The sequence below is a fragment of the Paenibacillus sp. J22TS3 genome, from assembly GCF_018403205.1.
Classification (GTDB): domain Bacteria; phylum Bacillota; class Bacilli; order Paenibacillales; family Paenibacillaceae; genus Fontibacillus; species Fontibacillus tuaregi.
Genome location: NZ_BOSF01000001.1, coordinates 774,829 through 792,873, shown reverse-complemented (window position 1 = coordinate 792,873; position 18,045 = coordinate 774,829). Strand labels below are relative to the sequence as shown.

The 18,045-nt window shown below is 51.3% G+C and carries 14 protein-coding genes; all 14 read left to right on the top strand.

Going from position 1 to position 18,045, the window contains the following annotated elements:
* Window positions 1–12: 12 nt before the first annotated feature.
* Window positions 13–1,008: an ABC transporter ATP-binding protein gene (locus KJS63_RS03805; RefSeq protein WP_213617987.1), complete on the top strand. Its 996-nt coding sequence runs from the start codon at window positions 13–15 to the stop codon at window positions 1,006–1,008.
* Window positions 1,005–1,940 (top strand): ABC transporter ATP-binding protein, encoded by a 936-nt coding sequence (locus KJS63_RS03800; protein WP_213617986.1) that lies wholly within the window; start codon window positions 1,005–1,007, stop codon window positions 1,938–1,940. Before KJS63_RS03805 ends, KJS63_RS03800 begins: the two co-directional genes overlap by 4 nt.
* A 151-nt stretch (window positions 1,941–2,091) precedes the next feature.
* Window positions 2,092–3,723 (top strand): bacillithiol biosynthesis cysteine-adding enzyme BshC, encoded by a 1,632-nt coding sequence (gene bshC / locus KJS63_RS03795; RefSeq protein ID WP_213617985.1) that lies wholly within the window; start codon window positions 2,092–2,094, stop codon window positions 3,721–3,723.
* Between the two features lie 30 nt (window positions 3,724–3,753).
* On the top strand, window positions 3,754–5,016 hold the full coding sequence (locus KJS63_RS03790; RefSeq protein ID WP_068616343.1) for an adenosylhomocysteinase: 1,263 nt from the start codon (window positions 3,754–3,756) through the stop codon (window positions 5,014–5,016).
* A 256-nt stretch (window positions 5,017–5,272) separates the two neighbouring features.
* Window positions 5,273–5,710 carry a division/cell wall cluster transcriptional repressor MraZ gene (gene mraZ / locus KJS63_RS03785; protein WP_068616346.1) on the top strand — a complete coding sequence of 146 codons (438 nt, stop codon included), beginning with the start codon at window positions 5,273–5,275 and terminating at the stop codon, window positions 5,708–5,710.
* A gap of 84 nt (window positions 5,711–5,794) precedes the next feature.
* Window positions 5,795–6,769: a 16S rRNA (cytosine(1402)-N(4))-methyltransferase RsmH gene (gene rsmH / locus KJS63_RS03780; protein ID WP_213617984.1), complete on the top strand. Its 975-nt coding sequence runs from the start codon at window positions 5,795–5,797 to the stop codon at window positions 6,767–6,769.
* Window position 6,770: 1 nt separating this feature from the next.
* On the top strand, window positions 6,771–7,139 hold the full coding sequence (locus KJS63_RS03775; RefSeq protein WP_068616350.1) for a hypothetical protein: 369 nt from the start codon (window positions 6,771–6,773) through the stop codon (window positions 7,137–7,139).
* 73 nt (window positions 7,140–7,212) lie between these two features.
* Window positions 7,213–9,471: a penicillin-binding transpeptidase domain-containing protein gene (locus KJS63_RS03770; protein ID WP_213617983.1), complete on the top strand. Its 2,259-nt coding sequence runs from the start codon at window positions 7,213–7,215 to the stop codon at window positions 9,469–9,471.
* 78 nt (window positions 9,472–9,549) lie between these two features.
* Window positions 9,550–11,496: a stage V sporulation protein D gene (locus KJS63_RS03765; protein ID WP_213617982.1), complete on the top strand. Its 1,947-nt coding sequence runs from the start codon at window positions 9,550–9,552 to the stop codon at window positions 11,494–11,496.
* 77 nt (window positions 11,497–11,573) lie between these two features.
* On the top strand, window positions 11,574–13,064 hold the full coding sequence (locus KJS63_RS03760; RefSeq protein WP_213617981.1) for a UDP-N-acetylmuramoyl-L-alanyl-D-glutamate--2,6-diaminopimelate ligase: 1,491 nt from the start codon (window positions 11,574–11,576) through the stop codon (window positions 13,062–13,064).
* Window positions 13,064–14,476 carry a UDP-N-acetylmuramoyl-tripeptide--D-alanyl-D-alanine ligase gene (locus KJS63_RS03755; protein ID WP_280520785.1) on the top strand — a complete coding sequence of 471 codons (1,413 nt, stop codon included), beginning with the start codon at window positions 13,064–13,066 and terminating at the stop codon, window positions 14,474–14,476. Before KJS63_RS03760 ends, KJS63_RS03755 begins: the two co-directional genes overlap by 1 nt.
* A gap of 25 nt (window positions 14,477–14,501) precedes the next feature.
* Window positions 14,502–15,467 carry a phospho-N-acetylmuramoyl-pentapeptide-transferase gene (gene mraY, locus KJS63_RS03750; RefSeq protein ID WP_213617979.1) on the top strand — a complete coding sequence of 322 codons (966 nt, stop codon included), beginning with the start codon at window positions 14,502–14,504 and terminating at the stop codon, window positions 15,465–15,467.
* A 5-nt stretch (window positions 15,468–15,472) separates the two neighbouring features.
* Window positions 15,473–16,894, top strand: coding sequence for a UDP-N-acetylmuramoyl-L-alanine--D-glutamate ligase (gene murD, locus KJS63_RS03745; RefSeq protein ID WP_213617978.1), 1,422 nt, complete (start codon window positions 15,473–15,475; stop codon window positions 16,892–16,894).
* Window positions 16,895–16,943: 49 nt separating this feature from the next.
* Window positions 16,944–18,041, top strand: a complete 1,098-nt coding sequence (spoVE, locus tag KJS63_RS03740; protein WP_213617977.1) for a stage V sporulation protein E — start codon at window positions 16,944–16,946, stop codon at window positions 18,039–18,041.
* Window positions 18,042–18,045 lie beyond the last annotated feature (4 nt).

The window sequence follows — 18,045 nt, the reverse complement described above, 5'->3', positions numbered from 1 at the left end:
GGTGACCCAGGAATGGAACCGATCTTAGAAGTTAAAGATCTTCATGTGTCTTTCTCTGTCCGAGGTGGAGAGGTGAAAGCGGTAAGAGGAGTGAATTTCGCGGTAGGCAAGGGGGAGACGGTTGCCATAGTAGGTGAATCCGGGAGTGGTAAGAGTGTAACCGCTCAGACGATTATGCGCCTGATTCCTTCACCGCCCTCGAAGATTAAGTCAGGCAAGGTTATATTTAACGGCCAGGATCTGCTGACCAAGACGAATAAACAAATGGAAGCGATCCGTGGCAAGGATATCGGGATGATTTTTCAGGACCCTATGACCTCGCTCAACCCTACAATTAAAGTAGGCAAGCAAATTACTGAAGGATTGATCAAGCATCAGAACCTTGCACAGGCCGAGGCGAAGCAAAGAGGAATAGAAATGCTCAAATTGGTTGGCATTAAGAATGCGGAAGCCCGCTTTAACCAATATCCCCATGAATTCTCCGGAGGCATGCGTCAACGGGTGATGATCGCGATTGCGTTGGCCTGCCGGCCATCGCTCCTGATCGCGGATGAACCAACGACCGCGCTGGACGTTACTATACAAGCTCAAATTGTTGGTGTGATGAAGGACATGCAGAAGCGTTTTGGAACCTCGATTATCATGATCACGCATGACCTCGGTGTAGTAGCTGGTATGGCTGACCGGGTCATCGTTATGTACGCGGGGGAAGTAGTGGAGACCGGAACAAGCATGGAGATCTTCAAAAATCCCCAGCACCCGTATACCCGGGGCTTGCTTCGCTCCCTGCCGAGAATTGATCAGCGCAAGGATGAACCACTTATTCCGATTGTTGGAACACCTCCCGATCTGATCAAACCGCCCGTGGGCTGCCCGTTTGCAGCCCGCTGTGAGCATGCGATGAAGGTGTGTCAGAATATCGATCCGGCTCCAACACATAAGAGTGACACCCATATGTCCCGCTGCTGGCTGCACCATCCTATGGCGCAGGAGGTGAAATCATCATGAGTCAACCTTTAATTGAAGTCCAAGGGCTTAAGAAGTATTTCAACCTGGGTAAAGGCAATGTGCTGAAGGCTGTTAATGACATCAGCTTCTCTATTCAAGAAGGCGAGACACTGGGGGTTGTAGGGGAGTCCGGCTGCGGGAAATCCACAGCAGGCCGTACGATCCTCAGGCTGTATGAGCCTACGGCGGGAAGCGTAAAGTTTAATGGAACAGATATTTACAAGCTGTCTCCCGGTAAAATGAAAGCGATGCGCCGCGACATGCAGATGATCTTCCAGGACCCTTATGCCTCCCTTAATCCAAGATTCACGGTTACGGATATCATCGGCGAGGCCCTGGATATCCATAACCTGGCCGGAAGCCGTACGGAGCGTAAGAAACGGGTTGAGGAGCTGCTTGATATGGTGGGTCTTAATCCTGACCATGCCACACGGTACCCTCACGAATTCTCCGGAGGTCAACGCCAGCGGATCGGGATTGCCCGGGCGCTTGCGGTGAACCCGAAATTTATTATCTGTGATGAACCTATTTCGGCCTTGGATGTGTCCATTCAGGCCCAGGTAGTTAACCTGCTCCAGGACCTGCAGAAGAAGCTTGGGCTTACCTATCTGTTCATTGCCCATGATCTATCCATGGTCAAACACATCAGTAACCGGGTGGCGGTCATGTACCTGGGCAGAGTGGTCGAGCTTGCGGAGAGCGAGGAGCTCTATGCGAATCCTCTGCATCCGTACACGAAGACGCTGCTCTCGGCGATCCCGGTACCCGATCCGGAGATTGAAGCGAACAAGCAGCGGGTTCTGCTGGAGGATCATGGTTCAGGGCCGATACACTCAGCTAAGGAAGGGCCTGCTGCCGGAGACATCTTTAATCTGGAAAATTCCCGTCTTGTTGAAGTGAATCCAGGCCACTGGGTCGCTATGCCTTCATAATAAAAAAACCGCCACACCATCATTCCACCCAAGGTTATAGAGTGGTATGATTAGTGTCGGCGGTTTTTCCGTTTTCTTTTGACGGAGATCATCAAAGTTGAGTACAATCAAGTAGGGCTGGAATGGGCTACAGACAGGAGGATTATATCCCATGAATGTGATATCTGAACCGCTGCCATCGCAGCAGCCGCTGGCTGAAGCGCTGGTAACGGACTATGCTGCCGTTCGGCAGTTATATACAAATGATGCAAGGCAGGATGCAAGTTGGACAGAGCGGGCGGCATGGCTTGACCGTTCAGGGGAGACCCGGGTGGATCGCAAGGCTGTTGTGGAGGTCCTGCGGGAATTTAACCGCCGGCATAATCCTTCTCCCGAAGTGGCTGCCGCGCTGGATTTGCTGGAGCAGCCGGAAACTTTGGTTATCACAGGAGGCCAGCAGGCTGGGTTGTTCACTGGGCCGGTGCTTGTAATATATAAGGCGATCACCATTATTCAAGCAGCGGAACAGGCTGCGAAGCGGCTTGACCGGCCAGTTGTGCCTATCTTCTGGATTGCGGGCGAGGATCATGACTGGGAAGAGGCGAATCATGCTTATGTGCTGACCGGGGAGCTTGAGGTGAATCGGATTCGCATTGCCAAAGGAGACGAGAAGCGGACTCAGGTAGGCCAGACAAAGGTGGATCCGGGTACCTGGAACGAAGCGATCCGGGAGTTGGCGGAGCTGCTGCCGGACAGCGAACATAAAGCGGATCTCTTGGAAGAGGTAAGAGGGGTGGCCTCGCGTTCAGCCACGCTGTCTGAATTTTTTGCGAAGCTGCTGGGATTGTGGTTTGGCCGGTACGGGCTGATCCTGCTGGATTCCTCGGACCCTGGACTCAGGGCAGCCGAGCAGGCTGTGTTTGAACGGCTCATTATAAATAACGATGAGCTCGGGCAGGCTTATCAGGAGGCGGCGGAGCTGTCCGGGAAACTGGGCTTTGCTGCACAGGCGGAGGTTGCCGAGGATGGCGCGAACCTGTTTTACATACATGAAGAGGAGCGGCTTCTGTTGTTCAAGCGGGAGGGGAGGTACGAGGACCGCAAAGGACTCGTTTCTTTTTCCAGAACCGATCTGCTGGAGCAGCTGCGGCTTTATCCTGAACGCTTCAGCAACAATGTGCTGACCCGTCCTTTGATGCAGGACTCTCTTCTTCCGGTGCTCGGTACGGTGCTGGGTGCCGGGGAGATCGCTTACTGGGCACTTACCGGGGCGGCCTTTAAGGTATTGGGATTGCAGATGCCGCTGCTTCTGCCAAGGATGTCCTTTACGGTGACGGATGGTACGGTTCAGAAGTACATGGACAAATACGGATTGACCTTTACCGACGTAAAGGACCGTTTAGCTGAGAAGCGGGAAGCTTGGCTGGCCGCTCAGATCAAAATTGATGTGGACACCCGCTTTGATGAGGTTAAGAAATCTTTTGAGGCTCTATATGAGCCCTTTATTGAGGAGCTTGGCGCCATTCAGCGCGGACTTGTGCGGTTAGGTGCAGCTAACCAGGATAAGATTGCGGAGCAGATCGAGTTCCTCCGGCGACGGACCAAGCTTGCTGTAGAGGAAGCCAACGATGCGGCATTGAGGCAGTGGGACTGTATCGGACAGACCCTGTTCCCTCTGGGCAAACTGCAAGAGCGCGTGTTTAATGTATACTACTATTTAAATAAATACGGTAAAGATTGGATTCATGAGCTCATACAGGTTCCGTATGAGATTTCAGGCGGGCATCGCTTAATCCAGCTGTAACCAACTTAATAGACGTGGAGGTAACCCATAGTGACGACGAAAGCCATTCAGAACAGCATCATCACCGATCTCTCCCTGGCTCCGGAGGGCCATCTGAAAATTGATTGGGTGGAAGCCCACATGCCGGTACTAAACCGTGTACGTAAGCAATTTGAAGAAGAGCAGCCATTCAAGGGGCTTAAAGTTTCGATCTGCCTTCATCTTGAAGCGAAAACGGCTTATCTGGCGAAGGTGGTTCAAGCCGGGGGTGCCGAAGTAACCATTACCGGTAGCAACCCGCTGTCCACCCAAGATGACGTGTGTGCAGCACTGGTTGAGGACGGAATCACAGTGTTCGCCAAGTATAATCCGGACCCGGCCGAGTTCAAACAGCTGATTATCAAAGCGCTTGAGACCAAGCCGGATCTTATTATTGATGATGGCAGTGATTTTGCGTCGGTGCTTCACTCTGAGCGCCCGGACCTGCTTGAGACGATTCGCGGGGGTGCGGAAGAGACAACAACCGGCATTATCCGCCTGAAGGCGCTTGAGAAAGAAGGAACGCTTAAGTTCCCGATGGTAGCGGTGAATGATGCTTACTGCAAATACCTGTTCGATAACCGGTATGGAACCGGGCAATCGGCATGGGACGGTTTGATTCGCACCACGAACCTTGTGGTAGCCGGTAAAACCGTAGTCGTTGTCGGATACGGCTGGTGTGGCAAGGGTGTAGCTATGCGGGCCAAGGGGCTTGGCGCGAAGGTTGTGGTTACGGAAGTGGACGCGATCCGTGCGGTTGAAGCCCATATGGATGGATTTGAGGTTCTGCCGATGCTGGAAGCGGCCAAGGTAGGCGATTTCTTCATTACCGTAACCGGCAATCATTCTGTAATCCGCGGCGAGCATTATGACGTGATCAAGGACGGGGCAATTCTGTCAAATGCGGGTCATTTCGATGTGGAAGTGAACAAGCCAGAGCTAGCTGAGCGGGCGGTATCAGTGCGCACGGTCCGTAAGAATATTGAAGAATATAAGCTTAAGGACGGACGCAAGGTTTATTTGATTGCCGAAGGAAGATTGGTAAATCTTGGTGCCGCAGACGGCCATCCAGCCGAAATTATGGATACAACCTTTGCCCTTCAGGCATTATCTCTGAAATATGTTAATGATCATTACAAGGAGATGGGCAGCTCAGTAATTAATGTTCCGTATGAGATTGATGAGCAGGTGGCCAGATATAAGCTGGAAAGCCTCGGGATCACGATTGACACGCTCAGCGAGGAGCAGAAGGCGTACCTGGATAGCTGGAAATAAACGTAGATGAATATTAGAAAATGGGTTTGAGATTCCGCCGAGGCGTGGGCCCGTTTACAAAAGTGGATATGAACTCCCTTCCTGTTGAACGCAGGAAGGGAGTTCATTCATTTTCAAGGTCTTTGTGCCGCAATTTACCATTATTTTTTTGCATCAGCCCAGAAGGAGTTTACAAGCAAGTGGAGAATAAGTATTATTTATAAGTGGTGGAAAGTGGTGCAAAGTGGGGGAAAGAGGTAAGGAGTGAGCGGAACCAATGTTTATGGGGGAATATCAACATAGCATTGATGATAAGGGCCGAATTATCATTCCGGCCAAATTTCGTGAACTTCTTGGCACTTCTTTCGTGGTTACCCGCGGACTGGACCAGTGTTTATTCGTGTACCCCCAGGAAGAATGGGGGATCATGGAACAGAAGCTTAAAGCACTGCCGCTCATGAAATCTGATGCCCGCGCCTTCACCCGGTTCTTTTTCTCAGGGGCTACTGAATGTGAATGGGATAAGCAGGGAAGGGTAAATTTACCGGCTACCCTAAGACAGTATGCGAAGCTGGAGAAGGATTGTGTTGTAATTGGTGTATCTAATCGGGTAGAAATTTGGAGCCGCGATACGTGGGAAATGTACTGTCAGCAATCGGAGGACACATTCAACGAAATCGCGGAGAAGTTGGTTGACTTTAATTTCGAACTATAGAGAGAACAAAGAAACAAATGTGGACGGAAACCATCCATATGAAGAGCTGAATCTGTGTATATTTAAAGTTTGGGGGGCTGCAGCTTGTTTCATCACATCACGGTACTCAAGGAAGAGGCGACAGAAGGGCTGCGCATCAAGCCGGACGGCATTTATGTGGACTGCACCTTAGGTGGCGGAGGCCATAGCTCGGTGATCCTGTCCCAGCTCGGCCCAGGTGGCCGGCTGATCGCTTTTGATCAGGACGATTGGGCTCACGAGAATGCCAAAGACAGATTGGCGGCGTATGGAGACAGATTAACCTTGGTGAAGAGCAACTTTCGCCATTTGGAAGACAAGCTCAGAGAGATTGACGGAGTACCGCAAGTAGACGGAATACCTCAAGTTGATGGTATCCTCTATGACCTTGGGGTATCTTCGCCGCAGTTTGACGAGGGGGAACGCGGATTCAGCTATAATGCGGACGCACCACTCGATATGCGGATGGACCGCTCGTCCGATTTGACGGCTAGGGAAATCGTGAATGAGTGGCCGGAGAAGGAAATTGCTCGTGTGCTGTTTCAATATGGGGAAGAGAAGTTCTCCAGACGTATCGCAAAGGTGATTGTCGATACCCGGCAGACGACCCCTGTGGAGACTACAGGCCAGCTTGTGGAGCTGATCAAGCAGGGAATTCCAGCCGCTGCCCGCAGAACGGGTGGGCATCCGGCGAAGCGAAGCTTTCAGGCGCTGCGGATTGCGGTGAATGATGAGCTTGGCGTATTCGAGGACAGTCTGCACCAGGCCGTACGCTGTGCGGCACCAGGTGGACGAATCTCCGTAATTACGTTTCACTCGCTGGAAGACCGGATTTGCAAGCAGATTTTTGCCCAGTATGTAGAGAAATGCACTTGTCCACCGGACTTTCCAATGTGTGTATGCGGCGGAAAGGGTACGCTCAAATTGGTTAACCGGAAACCGCTGATTCCTACCGAAGAGGAATTGGCTCAGAATCCCCGGGCACGCTCAGCCAAACTGCGTGTGGCGGAGAAATTGCAATCGTTAGCGGAGGAAATCTGATATGGCATATACACGGGGGAACCTGGCAGTTAAAGAGAAGACGTCCGCACGTGGACAGGCTTTACCGAAATACAAAGAGACCACCAAGGTTGTAACGAGGCGTGCGCCGCTGCCGGTAGCGGAGAAGCTCTTGTATTTACTTACAGTTGTTTTCTGTGTGGCGGTGGCCAGTGTGCTGGTTTGGCAGAATGCTCATGTGTATGATTTGAAATATAAGATTCACAGGGCGGACAACGACGTAAAGAATTTGAACAAGCAAATGTCAGTGTTGGAAGTGAAGAAGCAGCAGCTGGAGGAAGAGATTCCTAAAGCGGCCAAGGCTTTGGGAGCATCAGAATTGAAAGATGAGGCTGCCAATTCGAAACCATAGAGAAACTTAAGCCTGATGTGGATGCTCCGTAACTTGGAACTAAACAATTTTTTGAAATAAAGAGGGCTTATAGATGAACAAGAGAATAAAACTTCGGACTTTACTTATAGGGGGACTTGTTACCCTCTTTTTTATTGTAATTATAGGCAAAGTGTTCTGGCTGCAAATCGTGGAGGGTTCCTTCTGGGAGAATTATGCCCAAAGCAATTATTGGTCCCGTGAACAGACGATTCAAGCGGTCCGCGGTGAAATCACCGACCGTAAGGGTGATAAGCTTGCCACCAATGCTCCCGCATATACGGTGGCGGTAAATCCTAAAGTTATTTTGAAATACAACCTTGAGGATGAAGTGGTTGAAGGGCTTCATTCCCTCTTGAACAAGCCGGTAAGTGAAATTAAGGACTTGATCAACTCCAAGGATGAAAAAGGTCAATACTTTGATCAGCGGGAAGTGCGAAACGAGGGTTGGATGATCAGCCAGGATCTAAGAGATAAGGTGAAGGCCTTATCAGACAAGATCATAAGTGAGCACAAGCCAAAGATCAGAGAATCGGGCATCACCTTGATGGAGGAGCAGAAGAGATATTATCCCCGCAAGACTCTCGCTGCGCAGGTTCTAGGTTATATGGATCGGCAGGGAAATGCTGTCATCGGGCTGGAGAAGAAGTATGACGATCTGCTGAAGGGCACGAACGGATACATCAAATATGAAAGTGACCGCAAGGGAGTCAAGCTGTCCAAAGATGATGAAGTATACAAGGCTCCCAAGAATGGAAGTAATATCAAGCTGACGATTGACGATACAATACAGTATTATATCGAAGATGCGATGAAAGAGGCGTATGATCGCCTTAAACCTAAAAGTATGACGATCATTGCTGCCGATCCGAACACAATGGATATTCTGGGTATGGCGAATATGCCTACATTTGATCCGAATGAGTACTGGAAGCCGGAATATCAGAATGGCTTCAGAAATCTTGCTCTTGAGGCAACCTATGAGCCAGGATCAACCTTTAAGATCGTGACTCTGGCGGGTGCGGTCCAGGAAGGTTTATTTAATCCGAATGATTATTATATGTCGGGACATATCAAGATTCCCGGGTATAAGACTCCCTTATATGATGTGAAGCGGGATGGCTGGGGGTCGATCAGTTACTTGGACGGGGTTAAGCACTCCAGTAACGTGGCCTTTGTCAAGCTGGGGTATCAGAAGTTAGGCAAGGACAAGCTGCTGAATTATATTCGGAACTTTGGCTTTGGTACCAAAACAGGGATTGAGCTTCCAAAGGAGTTGAAGGGCAGGGTTAATCCGCAGCGTGATATTGAGATCGCAACCACCACTTATGGTCACGGGATTACGGTAACCCCAATCCAGCAGGTTGCTGCTGTAGCTGCAGTCGCCAATGGCGGTAAGCTGCTTAAACCGCATATCATCAAGGAGATCACAGATCCCGCAACTGGCAAGCCCGCCATTGATCCGGAAACGGGTACACCGATGGCGTTTGGGCCGGAATTAGTCCGACAGGTGATTTCTCCGGATAAGGCCAAAGAAGTTGGCAGTTATCTTGAACAGGTGGTCTCGGACCAGAAGATCGGTACCGGCCGTCATGCCTATATTCCAGGTTACCGGATTGCAGGTAAGACAGGTACAGCGGTAAAACCAAAGACTAACGGCGAGGCCGGATATGACTATACGAAACAGGTCGTATCCTTCATCGGTTATGCTCCGGTTAATGATCCTAAGATTCTTGTTCTGGTTGTCATTGACGAGCCGCAGGATTCGGACCTTGGTGGCGGTACAGCCGCAGCGCCAGTGTTTAAGAAAATCGTGGGTGAAGCGTTGGAATACATGGGTATTCCCAAATCTAATGTGGCGTCAGCCGACCAGAACGAAGCTGCGGTAGCCGCTCCTGATCTTAAAGAAATGTCGCTCAAGAATGCCAAAAGCACCTTAACCAAGAAGGGAATACCGTTTGAGACTTTGGGTAAGGGCAGCAAAGTGATCAGCCAATATCCAAAAGCAGGAACGATGCTCTCTTCTGCCCAGCGGGTATTCCTGCTTACTGAGGACAGCAAGACGATGGATATTCCTGATCTTACAGGGGTGTCGCTTCGGGATGCAATGGAAATTCTGACGATTATGCAGGTGAGTGTCTCAGCTCAGGGTGAGGGTTATGTGGTGAGCCAGAAAGTCACCAAGTCCGGAGGGAAGAGAAGTGTGGCCCTGACCCTGCAGCCTCCGGGTGCCGGATCTTCGGACAAGGGTAAGACCCCGGAAGGGGACTCCAAGAGTAAGGGGCAGGATAAAGATCAAAAGGATTCCGGATAGCTTGTTCTAACCCCTGTTTGTCCTGAATATTCATGATATCAAAGCCATCATGGACAAGGATGAACAGGAGGTCGGCCCATGAAGATTTCCGGAATGATGATAAGACGCAGGCTGTTCTGGCTGCTCTTGATACTTTGTATGCTTTTTGCAGCATTGGTTATCCGGCTTGCTTACGTGCAGCTCAGCAGGGGGAGTGAATTGTCGGAGCAGGCCGAGGATCTATGGCGCAGAAATATTCCCTTCTCCGCCAAACGCGGGGAGATTCTGGACCGCAACGGGGTTGCGCTGGCTTACAACATTACAACACCGACAGTTATGGCGATCCCGGCACAGATCAAATCTCCCGAGACCACGGCCCATAAGCTGGCACCCCTTCTTGGAATGAATGAGGAAGCTGTACTGAAGGCAATTAAGACCAGACAGTTGATTGTAAAATTACGACCCGGCGGGCGCAAAATTACGATGGAGAAGGCTCAGAAAATTCGTGATTTGGGTCTGCCGGGTATTGTCATTGCCGAGGACAACAAAAGGTATTATCCTTATGAAGGGCTCGGTGCGCATATTCTTGGATTCACAGGCATCGACAACCAAGGCTTGACCGGTGTGGAGAAAAAATATGATGAGAAGCTGAATGGCATGAACGGGAGTATTTCATTCCTGTCCGATGCCGGAGGCCGGATTATGCCGGGCTCGTCGGAGAAATATGTGGAGCCGAGAGACGGCCTCAATCTGCAGTTGACGATCGATAAGAATGTTCAGAGCATTATGGAACGTGAACTGGATCAGGCCATGACCAAGTTCCAGGCGAATGGGGCCTGGTCGATTGCGATGAATCCCAAGAACGGTGAGATTCTGGCTATGGCCAGCCGGCCCGGGTATAAGCCTGGAGAGTATCAGGATTATCCCTCTTCGGTGTATAACCGGAATCTGCCGATTTGGATGACCTACGAGCCGGGTTCGACCTTCAAGATCATTACGCTTGCAGCCGCCCTGGAGGAGAAGAAGGTGGATCTTGTAAATGAACACTTCTTTGATTCGGGTTATGTGAAGGTCGGGGGTGCCCGTCTCCGCTGCTGGAAGAAGGGCGGACACGGCAGTCAGACGTTCCTGCAAGTCGTTCAGAATTCGTGCAACCCGGGCTTTGTCGCTCTGGGGCAGCGGCTGGGCAAAGAGTCGTTGTTCAGTTACATAAGGAACTTTGGGTTCGGAAGCAAAACAGGGATCGACTTGGGTGGGGAAGAGAATGGAATCCTGTTCAAGCTTCCCCAGGTTGGCCCTGTTGAACTAGCTACGACTGCATTTGGCCAAGGGGTATCCGTGACCCCGATCCAGCAGGTTGCGGCCGTCTCTGCTGCCATCAACGGTGGGAAGCTGTTTAAGCCCCATGTGGCTAAGGCCTGGGTGAACCCGGAGAACGGCCAGATTGTAGAGCAGGTGCAGCCTGAATTCGTAAGGCAGGTTGTGTCCGAAGCAACCTCCAAGCAGGTGCGCAGCGCTCTGGAGAGTGTGGTTGCGCTTGGCACTGGACGTCCGGCCTTCATCGATGGCTACCGGGTCGGCGGCAAGACAGGGACTGCACAGAAGGTAATTAACGGCCGCTACTCGGCGAGTGAGCACATTGTTTCGTTCATCGGATTTGCTCCCGCCGATGATCCCCAGATCGTGGTCTATACGGCGGTGGATAATCCTCAAGGGATCCAGTTCGGGGGCGTGGTCGCCGCGCCGATTGTCAAGAATATTCTTGAAGATTCACTTCATTATTTGAAGATTCCTCCAAGAAAGGACCAGCTTGCGAAAAATTATAAGCTGGGCGAGCAGCCTATTGTCGAGGTTCCCGACCTGGTAGGGGCATCGGTTCAGGATCTTTATGAGGATTTGAATATGAATTTCAATCTGGCCCGCTCGGGGTCCGGCAGCTTTGTCATTAATCAGGCGCCGAAGCCTGGCGCAAGGGTGGAGCGGGGATCAACTATTCGTATTTATATGGGGGAAGACCCTGAGGCGAATCATAATCACCAGGAATAAGATGCCTGAGATGGTGTGATTTTGACGATACTAGATATAGTGGTTTTGCTACAGTAAGGATAGATGGAGGTATAATCATGTTACTTAATCAATTGGTGTCTTATCTCACGGCTTCACAGCTTCACGGGGACGGAGAAGTTTCCATAACAGGTATCCAAATCGATTCACGAAAAGTGAACCCGGGCGATCTTTTCATTTGCCTTCCCGGGCATACGGTGGATGGGCATGACTTCGCCCGCCAGGCTGCAGATCGCGGGGCGGCTGCTCTTGTAGTTGAGCGGGTGCTTGAGGAAGTAGATCTTCCTCAATTGAAGGTGAAGGATTGCAGATTGGCTATGGCTGTGCTGGGCAACGCTTTTTATCAAGAGCCTAGTTCTAAGCTCAGCGTGATTGGTGTGACAGGTACGAACGGCAAGACGACTACCACTTATCTCATCGAGCAAATTCTGCATGATCACGGGAATAAACCCGGGCTGATTGGCACGATCCAGCGTAAATACGATGGGAACAGTTATCCGATGTCCGGGACAACGCCCGAGTCACTTGACTTGCAGCGTTATCTTCACGAAATGGCTGAGGCTGATTGTGATTATTGTGTCATGGAGGTATCTTCTCACGCCTTGGAACAGGGACGTGTAAAGGGGACACATTTCCGCACAGCTATATTCACAAACTTAACGCAGGACCACCTGGATTATCACAAGACCATGGAAGAGTACCGTGCGGCCAAAGGGCTGTTCTTTTCCCGTCTGGGCAACCGTTACTTTGAGGATCCGCAGGAACGCAGCTATGCTGTCTTGAATGTGGACGATGAAGCATCGGAATATTTCGCCAGGCAGACGGCCGCCGAAGTGATTACATATGGCGTGGAGAAGGAAGCGGATGTAAGAGCATCAGACATCTCCATCACCGCTAAAGGAACGGCCTTCCATGTGGAGACCTTCGCAGGTGCAGCGGATATTTCACTGCGGATGGTTGGCAAGTTCAATGTCTATAATGCGCTTGCCGCCATCAGCGCAGCCTTGCTGGAAGGCATCACACTGGAGCAGATTAAGGCGAGCCTGGAGTCGCTGCAGGGTGTTGAAGGACGGGTGGAAGCTGTAGATGAGGGCCAGGATTTTGCGGTTATTGTGGATTATGCCCATACACCTGACGGCTTGGAGAATGTGCTTCGCACCGTGGATGAATTTGCGGCTGGCCGGGTGATTTGTGTGTTCGGCTGCGGCGGGGACCGGGACAGAACGAAACGGCCGATTATGGGCCGAATTGCCGCGAAGTATTCCGATTTTGTGTTTGTAACCTCCGATAATCCAAGAACTGAGAACCCGGATGCGATTCTGAAGGATATTGAACAGGGGCTTGTGGACGATGGTGTGCCTTCAGACCGTTATGTGCTTGTGGTGGACCGGAAGGAGGCCATTCAAAAGGCTATTGAAATGGCAAGCTCTGAAGATGTAGTATTGATTGCGGGGAAAGGCCATGAGACCTACCAGATTGTGGGTACAGAGGTCCATGACTTTGATGATCGTGTTGTAGCAAAAGAAGCCATAAGGGGTACTCGAAAGTGATAATTAGAAACCTATCTCAAATTGCGGAAATGTGTGGCGGCACTCTTGGCCGTGAGGAGCATTCCGGGGTTACGGCCCAAGGTGTTGTGACAGATTCCAGGAAAATATCTGCGGGCTGTCTGTTCGTGCCGCTTGCCGGAGAGAATTTCGACGGACATGCGTTTGCAGCGGAAGCTCTCCGCCAGGGAGCGGCGGGCTGTCTATGGCAGAGGGACCATGGGACTCCTCCGGAAACGGAAGGCCCGGTTATTTTTGTGGAGGATACTCTGGAGGCCCTACAGCGGCTTGCCAAGTCCTATTTGAAAGAGACAAAGGCCAAGGTAATTGGAATTACCGGCAGCAACGGAAAGACCACAACCAAAGATATTGTCTTCTCGCTGCTTGCGACGACCTATAAGGTTCATAAAACAAATGGTAATTTCAATAATCATATTGGAGTTCCTCTGACCATTCTGGCCATGCCGGAAGACTCTGAAATCGCCATTCTGGAGATGGGGATGAGTGCCCGCTATGAAATTGAGTTGCTTTCAAAGCTGGCTGAACCCGAGACCGTGCTGATCACCAACATTGGTGAGTCGCATCTGCTTCAGCTGGGGTCCCGCGAGGAAATCGCACGGGCCAAGGTAGAGATTCTTGCCGGTGTGAAGCGTGGGGGCCTGCTGGTATACAACGGGGATGAGCCTTTGATTCCCCAGGTTCTTCAAGAATCGGGAACCTATAAGCCTGCGGACCTGAAGACATTAACCTTTGGAATGAATGCGGACAACGATGATTATCCGACGGGTATGATGTTTCAAAGTGCGGGGACTGTATTCACAGCACACTCGGGGCAGGAAGCCTCAGCATACCGGATTCCGCTGCTAGGGGAGCATAACGTCATTAATGCGCTTGGCGCTATGCTGGTGGCCAGGCATTATGGTGTGACTGAAGAGAATATTATCAAAGGGCTGGACCAGCTTGAGCTTACAAGCATGAGAATTGAAGTGGTTGAAGGCGTAAGCGGGGTTACGATCCTTAATGACGCTTATAACGCAAGTCCGACTTCAATGAAAGCCGCCATTGGGGTATTGGAGAAAATGAAAGGCTACCGCAGGAAGGTTGCGGTCCTTGGGGATATGCTTGAGCTGGGTGAACATGAGGAGCGGTATCACGAAGAGACCGGCCGTTATATTACCCCGGAGAAGGTAGATATCCTGTTTACCTACGGAACACTGGGTGCCAAAATCGCCCAGGGTGCGGCAGAGCATCTTCCCGCCGAGCGTATTCATGCATATACTGACAAAACCGAGCTCATGCATAGACTTATGCAGGAGTTAACCCCGAAGGATGTGGTGCTGGTAAAGGCCTCGCGGGGGATGAGATTGGAAGAGGTGGCCCAGGCCATTAAGATAAATCGGCTTCAACAACCTTAAATGATAGCGAAAGGAGGGAGATCCCGTGGATTTCTCACTTGTACTTCTCACCATAGGCGTTTCCTTCATACTCGCCGTCATTGCGGCTCCTCTCTGCATCCCTGTTCTGCGCAGGCTGAAATTCGGACAGCAGGTCCGGACGGAGGGGCCGCAATCCCATTTGAAAAAAGCAGGCACGCCGACGATGGGCGGCATTATCATTATGATTGCTTTTACACTTGCTTTTATGAAATTCTCAGTAATCAACACGGACTTTTACGTTATGCTTGTAGCCACGCTTGGCTTTGGCCTTGTCGGCTTCCTGGATGATTATATCAAGATCGTATTTAAACGCTCCTTAGGACTTACAGCTAAGCAAAAGCTGATCGGACAGCTTGTGTTTTCTGCGATAATATGTATTCTGCTGATCTCGAACGGCCACAGCACAGCCCTTGGTATTCCGGGCACAAATCTTTCTTTTGATTGGGGCGGCATATTCTATTATCCCTTTATCACCATCATGATGCTGGCCGTGACCAATGCGGTGAATTTTACCGACGGCGTTGACGGACTGCTCTCCGGGGTCAGCGCGATTGCGCTCGGTGCCTATGCAGTTGTGGCGATGCAGGCAACGTCTCTGTCAGCAGCGGTGTGTGCCGGTGCCATGATCGGAGCCGTTCTGGGCTTTCTGGTGTTTAATGCCCACCCGGCGCGGGTATTCATGGGGGATGCAGGCTCACTTGGCATAGGCGGTGCGATTTCCGCTATTGCGATTGTAACCAAGAGCGAGCTGCTGTTCCTGGTTATCGGGGGAATCTTTGTCATCGAACTCCTGTCGGTTGTCCTTCAAGTGGCCTCATTCAAGACACGTGGGAAGCGCATCTTCAAAATGAGTCCGATTCACCATCACTTTGAACTGTCGGGCTGGTCCGAATGGAGAGTAGTTATCTCGTTCTGGGCGGCTGGGCTCGTACTTGCCTTTATTGGACTTTATCTCAACAAGGGGTTGTAATGACAATGAAACATCCAGAAACGTACAAAGGTCAGGAAGTTGTAGTTCTTGGCCTGGCCAAGAGTGGGGTTCAGGTAGCCAAAACTTTGCATGCCTTTGGAGCGAAGGTCATTGTAAATGATAAAAAGGATAGAGATCAGTGTCCCGAGGCATCCGAATTGGAGGCTTTGGGAATTTCTGTTCTATGCGGGGGTCACCCGGAAGGACTCATCCATCCGGGTGTCTCTCTTTTGGTTAAAAACCCGGGTATACCTTATTCCGTAGGGCCAGTTCAGAAAGCGATGGAGCTTGGCATTGAGGTCGTGACCGAGGTTGAGGTCGCTTATCATATTTGCTCAGCCCCTATCATTGGGATTACAGGATCTAATGGCAAGACAACGACGACCACCTGGGTAGGGAAAATGCTTGAGGCGGCGGGACTGCGACCAATAGTGGCCGGGAACATCGGGACACCGCTGTCTGAGGCGGCGGCGTCCGCTACATCTGATAACTGGATGGTTGTGGAGCTAAGCAGCTTTCAGCTGAAGGGGACGACCGATTTCCGGCCTACAGTCGGATGTCTGCTTAATGTGGCCGAGACCCATCTGGACTATCATGGGGATATGGAAGATTACGTGAATTCCAAAGCCAAGCTGTTCGCTAATCAGCTCGAAAGTGACACGGCGGTCTTGAACTGGGACGACCCGGTCTGCCGGAAGCTGGTTCCTTACGTTAAGTCAAAGCTGCTCCCGTTCTCCATTACGGAGAAGCTTGTAGAAGGAGTGTATTTGGACCCGCCTTATATACCTGAAGTTCAGGATGAGCTTAGACGAATGGTGGTTTACCGGGATGCGCAGGGAGCAGCCCATGAGATTGTGAATGTTAGTGAAATCGGCCTGCCCGGCCGCTTTAATGTGGAGAATGCGCTGGCAGCTGCAGCCATTGCTATTGCTGCAGGGGCGCAGCCGAATCAATTAGCTGAGCCGCTGATGTCGTTCCGAGGTGTGGAGCACCGGCTTGAATTCGTAGAGAAGAAGAACGGGGTAACCTACTACAACAACTCCAAAGCTACCAACTCCAAGGCGACAACTATGGCCCTTCGTGCTCTTAATGCACCTATCGTCCTGATCGCTGGAGGTCTGGACCGCGGCTCCGATTATATGGAGCTCCTGCCGGTGTTCAAAGATAAGGTCAAAGCGGTGGTCGCCTTGGGCGAGACTCGGGAGAAAATCGGCCGCGTGGCCGGGCTTGCGGGATTAACCCGTGTCGTGCTCGTCGATACTGTGGAGGATTCCGCCTCTGCCTTGAACACCGCGATTCGGGAAGCAACGGGGCTTGCCCAGCCTGGGGATATTGTGCTGTTGTCCCCGGCTTGTGCCAGCTGGGACATGTTTGCTTCCTATGAAGAGCGTGGACGCATTTTTAAAGAGGCGGTGCATAACCTTTAGTAGAGGGGTGGAAAAGCCCCTACTATACTAGTTAGAGGTGGCTTCCGCTATGAGCAAGACGCGCCATGCGCCGGATATTTGGCTATTAATCTGCATTCTGGCTTTGCTGTTAATCGGCATGGTTATGGTATACAGTGCGGGCTCGGTGCTTGCTTTTCACGATTATGGAGACTCTTTTTATTTTGTGAAAAGACAGCTGCTGTTTGCCGTGCTGGGTTTGATTGCGATGTTCTTTACCATGAACCTGGATTACCGGAACTTACGTAAATATTCGAGAACGCTGCTTATAATCTGTTTTTTCCTTCTCGTGATTGTGTTAATTCCCGGAGTTGGTGTTGTGCGCGGGGGAGCGCGAAGTTGGCTCGGAATCAGTTCTTTCGGGATTCAGCCCTCCGAGTTCATGAAGCTGGGCATGATCCTGTTCTTGTCAGACTGGCTGAGCCGGGAGACAATGGACATTACCCGTTTTGCAAAAGGACTGCTTAGGCCGCTCGGCCTGATTGCCCTCGCCTTCGGCCTGATCATGATGCAGCCCGATCTGGGTACGGGCACGGTGATGCTGGGGGCTTCGCTGCTCATTGTGTTTACAGCGGGAGCACGGCTTAAGCATTTATTTGGACTGGCACTGGCAGGGGTCGCCGGCTTTGTGGGGCTGATTCTGGCAGCGCCTTACCGTCTTCAGCGGATTACCGCTTTTCTGGACCCTTGGTCCGATCCGCTTGGGGCGGGTTATCAGATCATTCAATCGCTATACGCCATCGGGCCAGGGGGGCTTGCCGGTCTTGGACTTGGCATGAGCCGGCAGAAGTACAGCTATATGCCTGAGCCGCAGACGGACTTTATATTTTCTATTTTGGCCGAAGAACTCGGCTTTATCGGTGGTTGTCTGGTGCTCCTTCTCTTTACCATTCTGGTATGGAGGGGAATGAGGGTGGCCATGACGGTACAGGACACCTTCGGCAGTCTGCTCGCCGTTGGAATTATCGGCATGGTTGCCGTCCAGGTGGTCATTAATATTGGAGTTGTCATTGGCTTGATGCCGGTTACCGGCATAACCCTGCCTCTCATCAGTTACGGCGGCTCCTCGCTGACGCTGATGCTGACGGCATTGGGTATTTTACTTAATTTATCCCGTCATTCGAGGTGAACCT

Excerpts from the sequence above, each read along its gene's own strand:
- KJS63_RS03800 (WP_213617986.1), top strand. The coding sequence starts at position 1,005 with ATGAGTCAACCTTTAATTGAAGTCCAAGGGCTTAAGAAGTATTTCAAC.
- mraZ (WP_068616346.1), top strand. The coding sequence starts at position 5,273 with ATGTTTATGGGGGAATATCAACATAGCATTGATGATAAGGGCCGAATT.
- KJS63_RS03770 (WP_213617983.1), top strand. The coding sequence starts at position 7,213 with ATGAACAAGAGAATAAAACTTCGGACTTTACTTATAGGGGGACTTGTT.
- bshC (WP_213617985.1), top strand. The coding sequence starts at position 2,092 with ATGAATGTGATATCTGAACCGCTGCCATCGCAGCAGCCGCTGGCTGAA.
- spoVE (WP_213617977.1), top strand. The coding sequence starts at position 16,944 with ATGAGCAAGACGCGCCATGCGCCGGATATTTGGCTATTAATCTGCATT.
- KJS63_RS03775 (WP_068616350.1), top strand. The coding sequence starts at position 6,771 with ATGGCATATACACGGGGGAACCTGGCAGTTAAAGAGAAGACGTCCGCA.
- KJS63_RS03765 (WP_213617982.1), top strand. The coding sequence starts at position 9,550 with ATGAAGATTTCCGGAATGATGATAAGACGCAGGCTGTTCTGGCTGCTC.
- KJS63_RS03760 (WP_213617981.1), top strand. The coding sequence starts at position 11,574 with ATGTTACTTAATCAATTGGTGTCTTATCTCACGGCTTCACAGCTTCAC.
- KJS63_RS03805 (WP_213617987.1), top strand. The coding sequence starts at position 13 with ATGGAACCGATCTTAGAAGTTAAAGATCTTCATGTGTCTTTCTCTGTC.
- murD (WP_213617978.1), top strand. The coding sequence starts at position 15,473 with ATGAAACATCCAGAAACGTACAAAGGTCAGGAAGTTGTAGTTCTTGGC.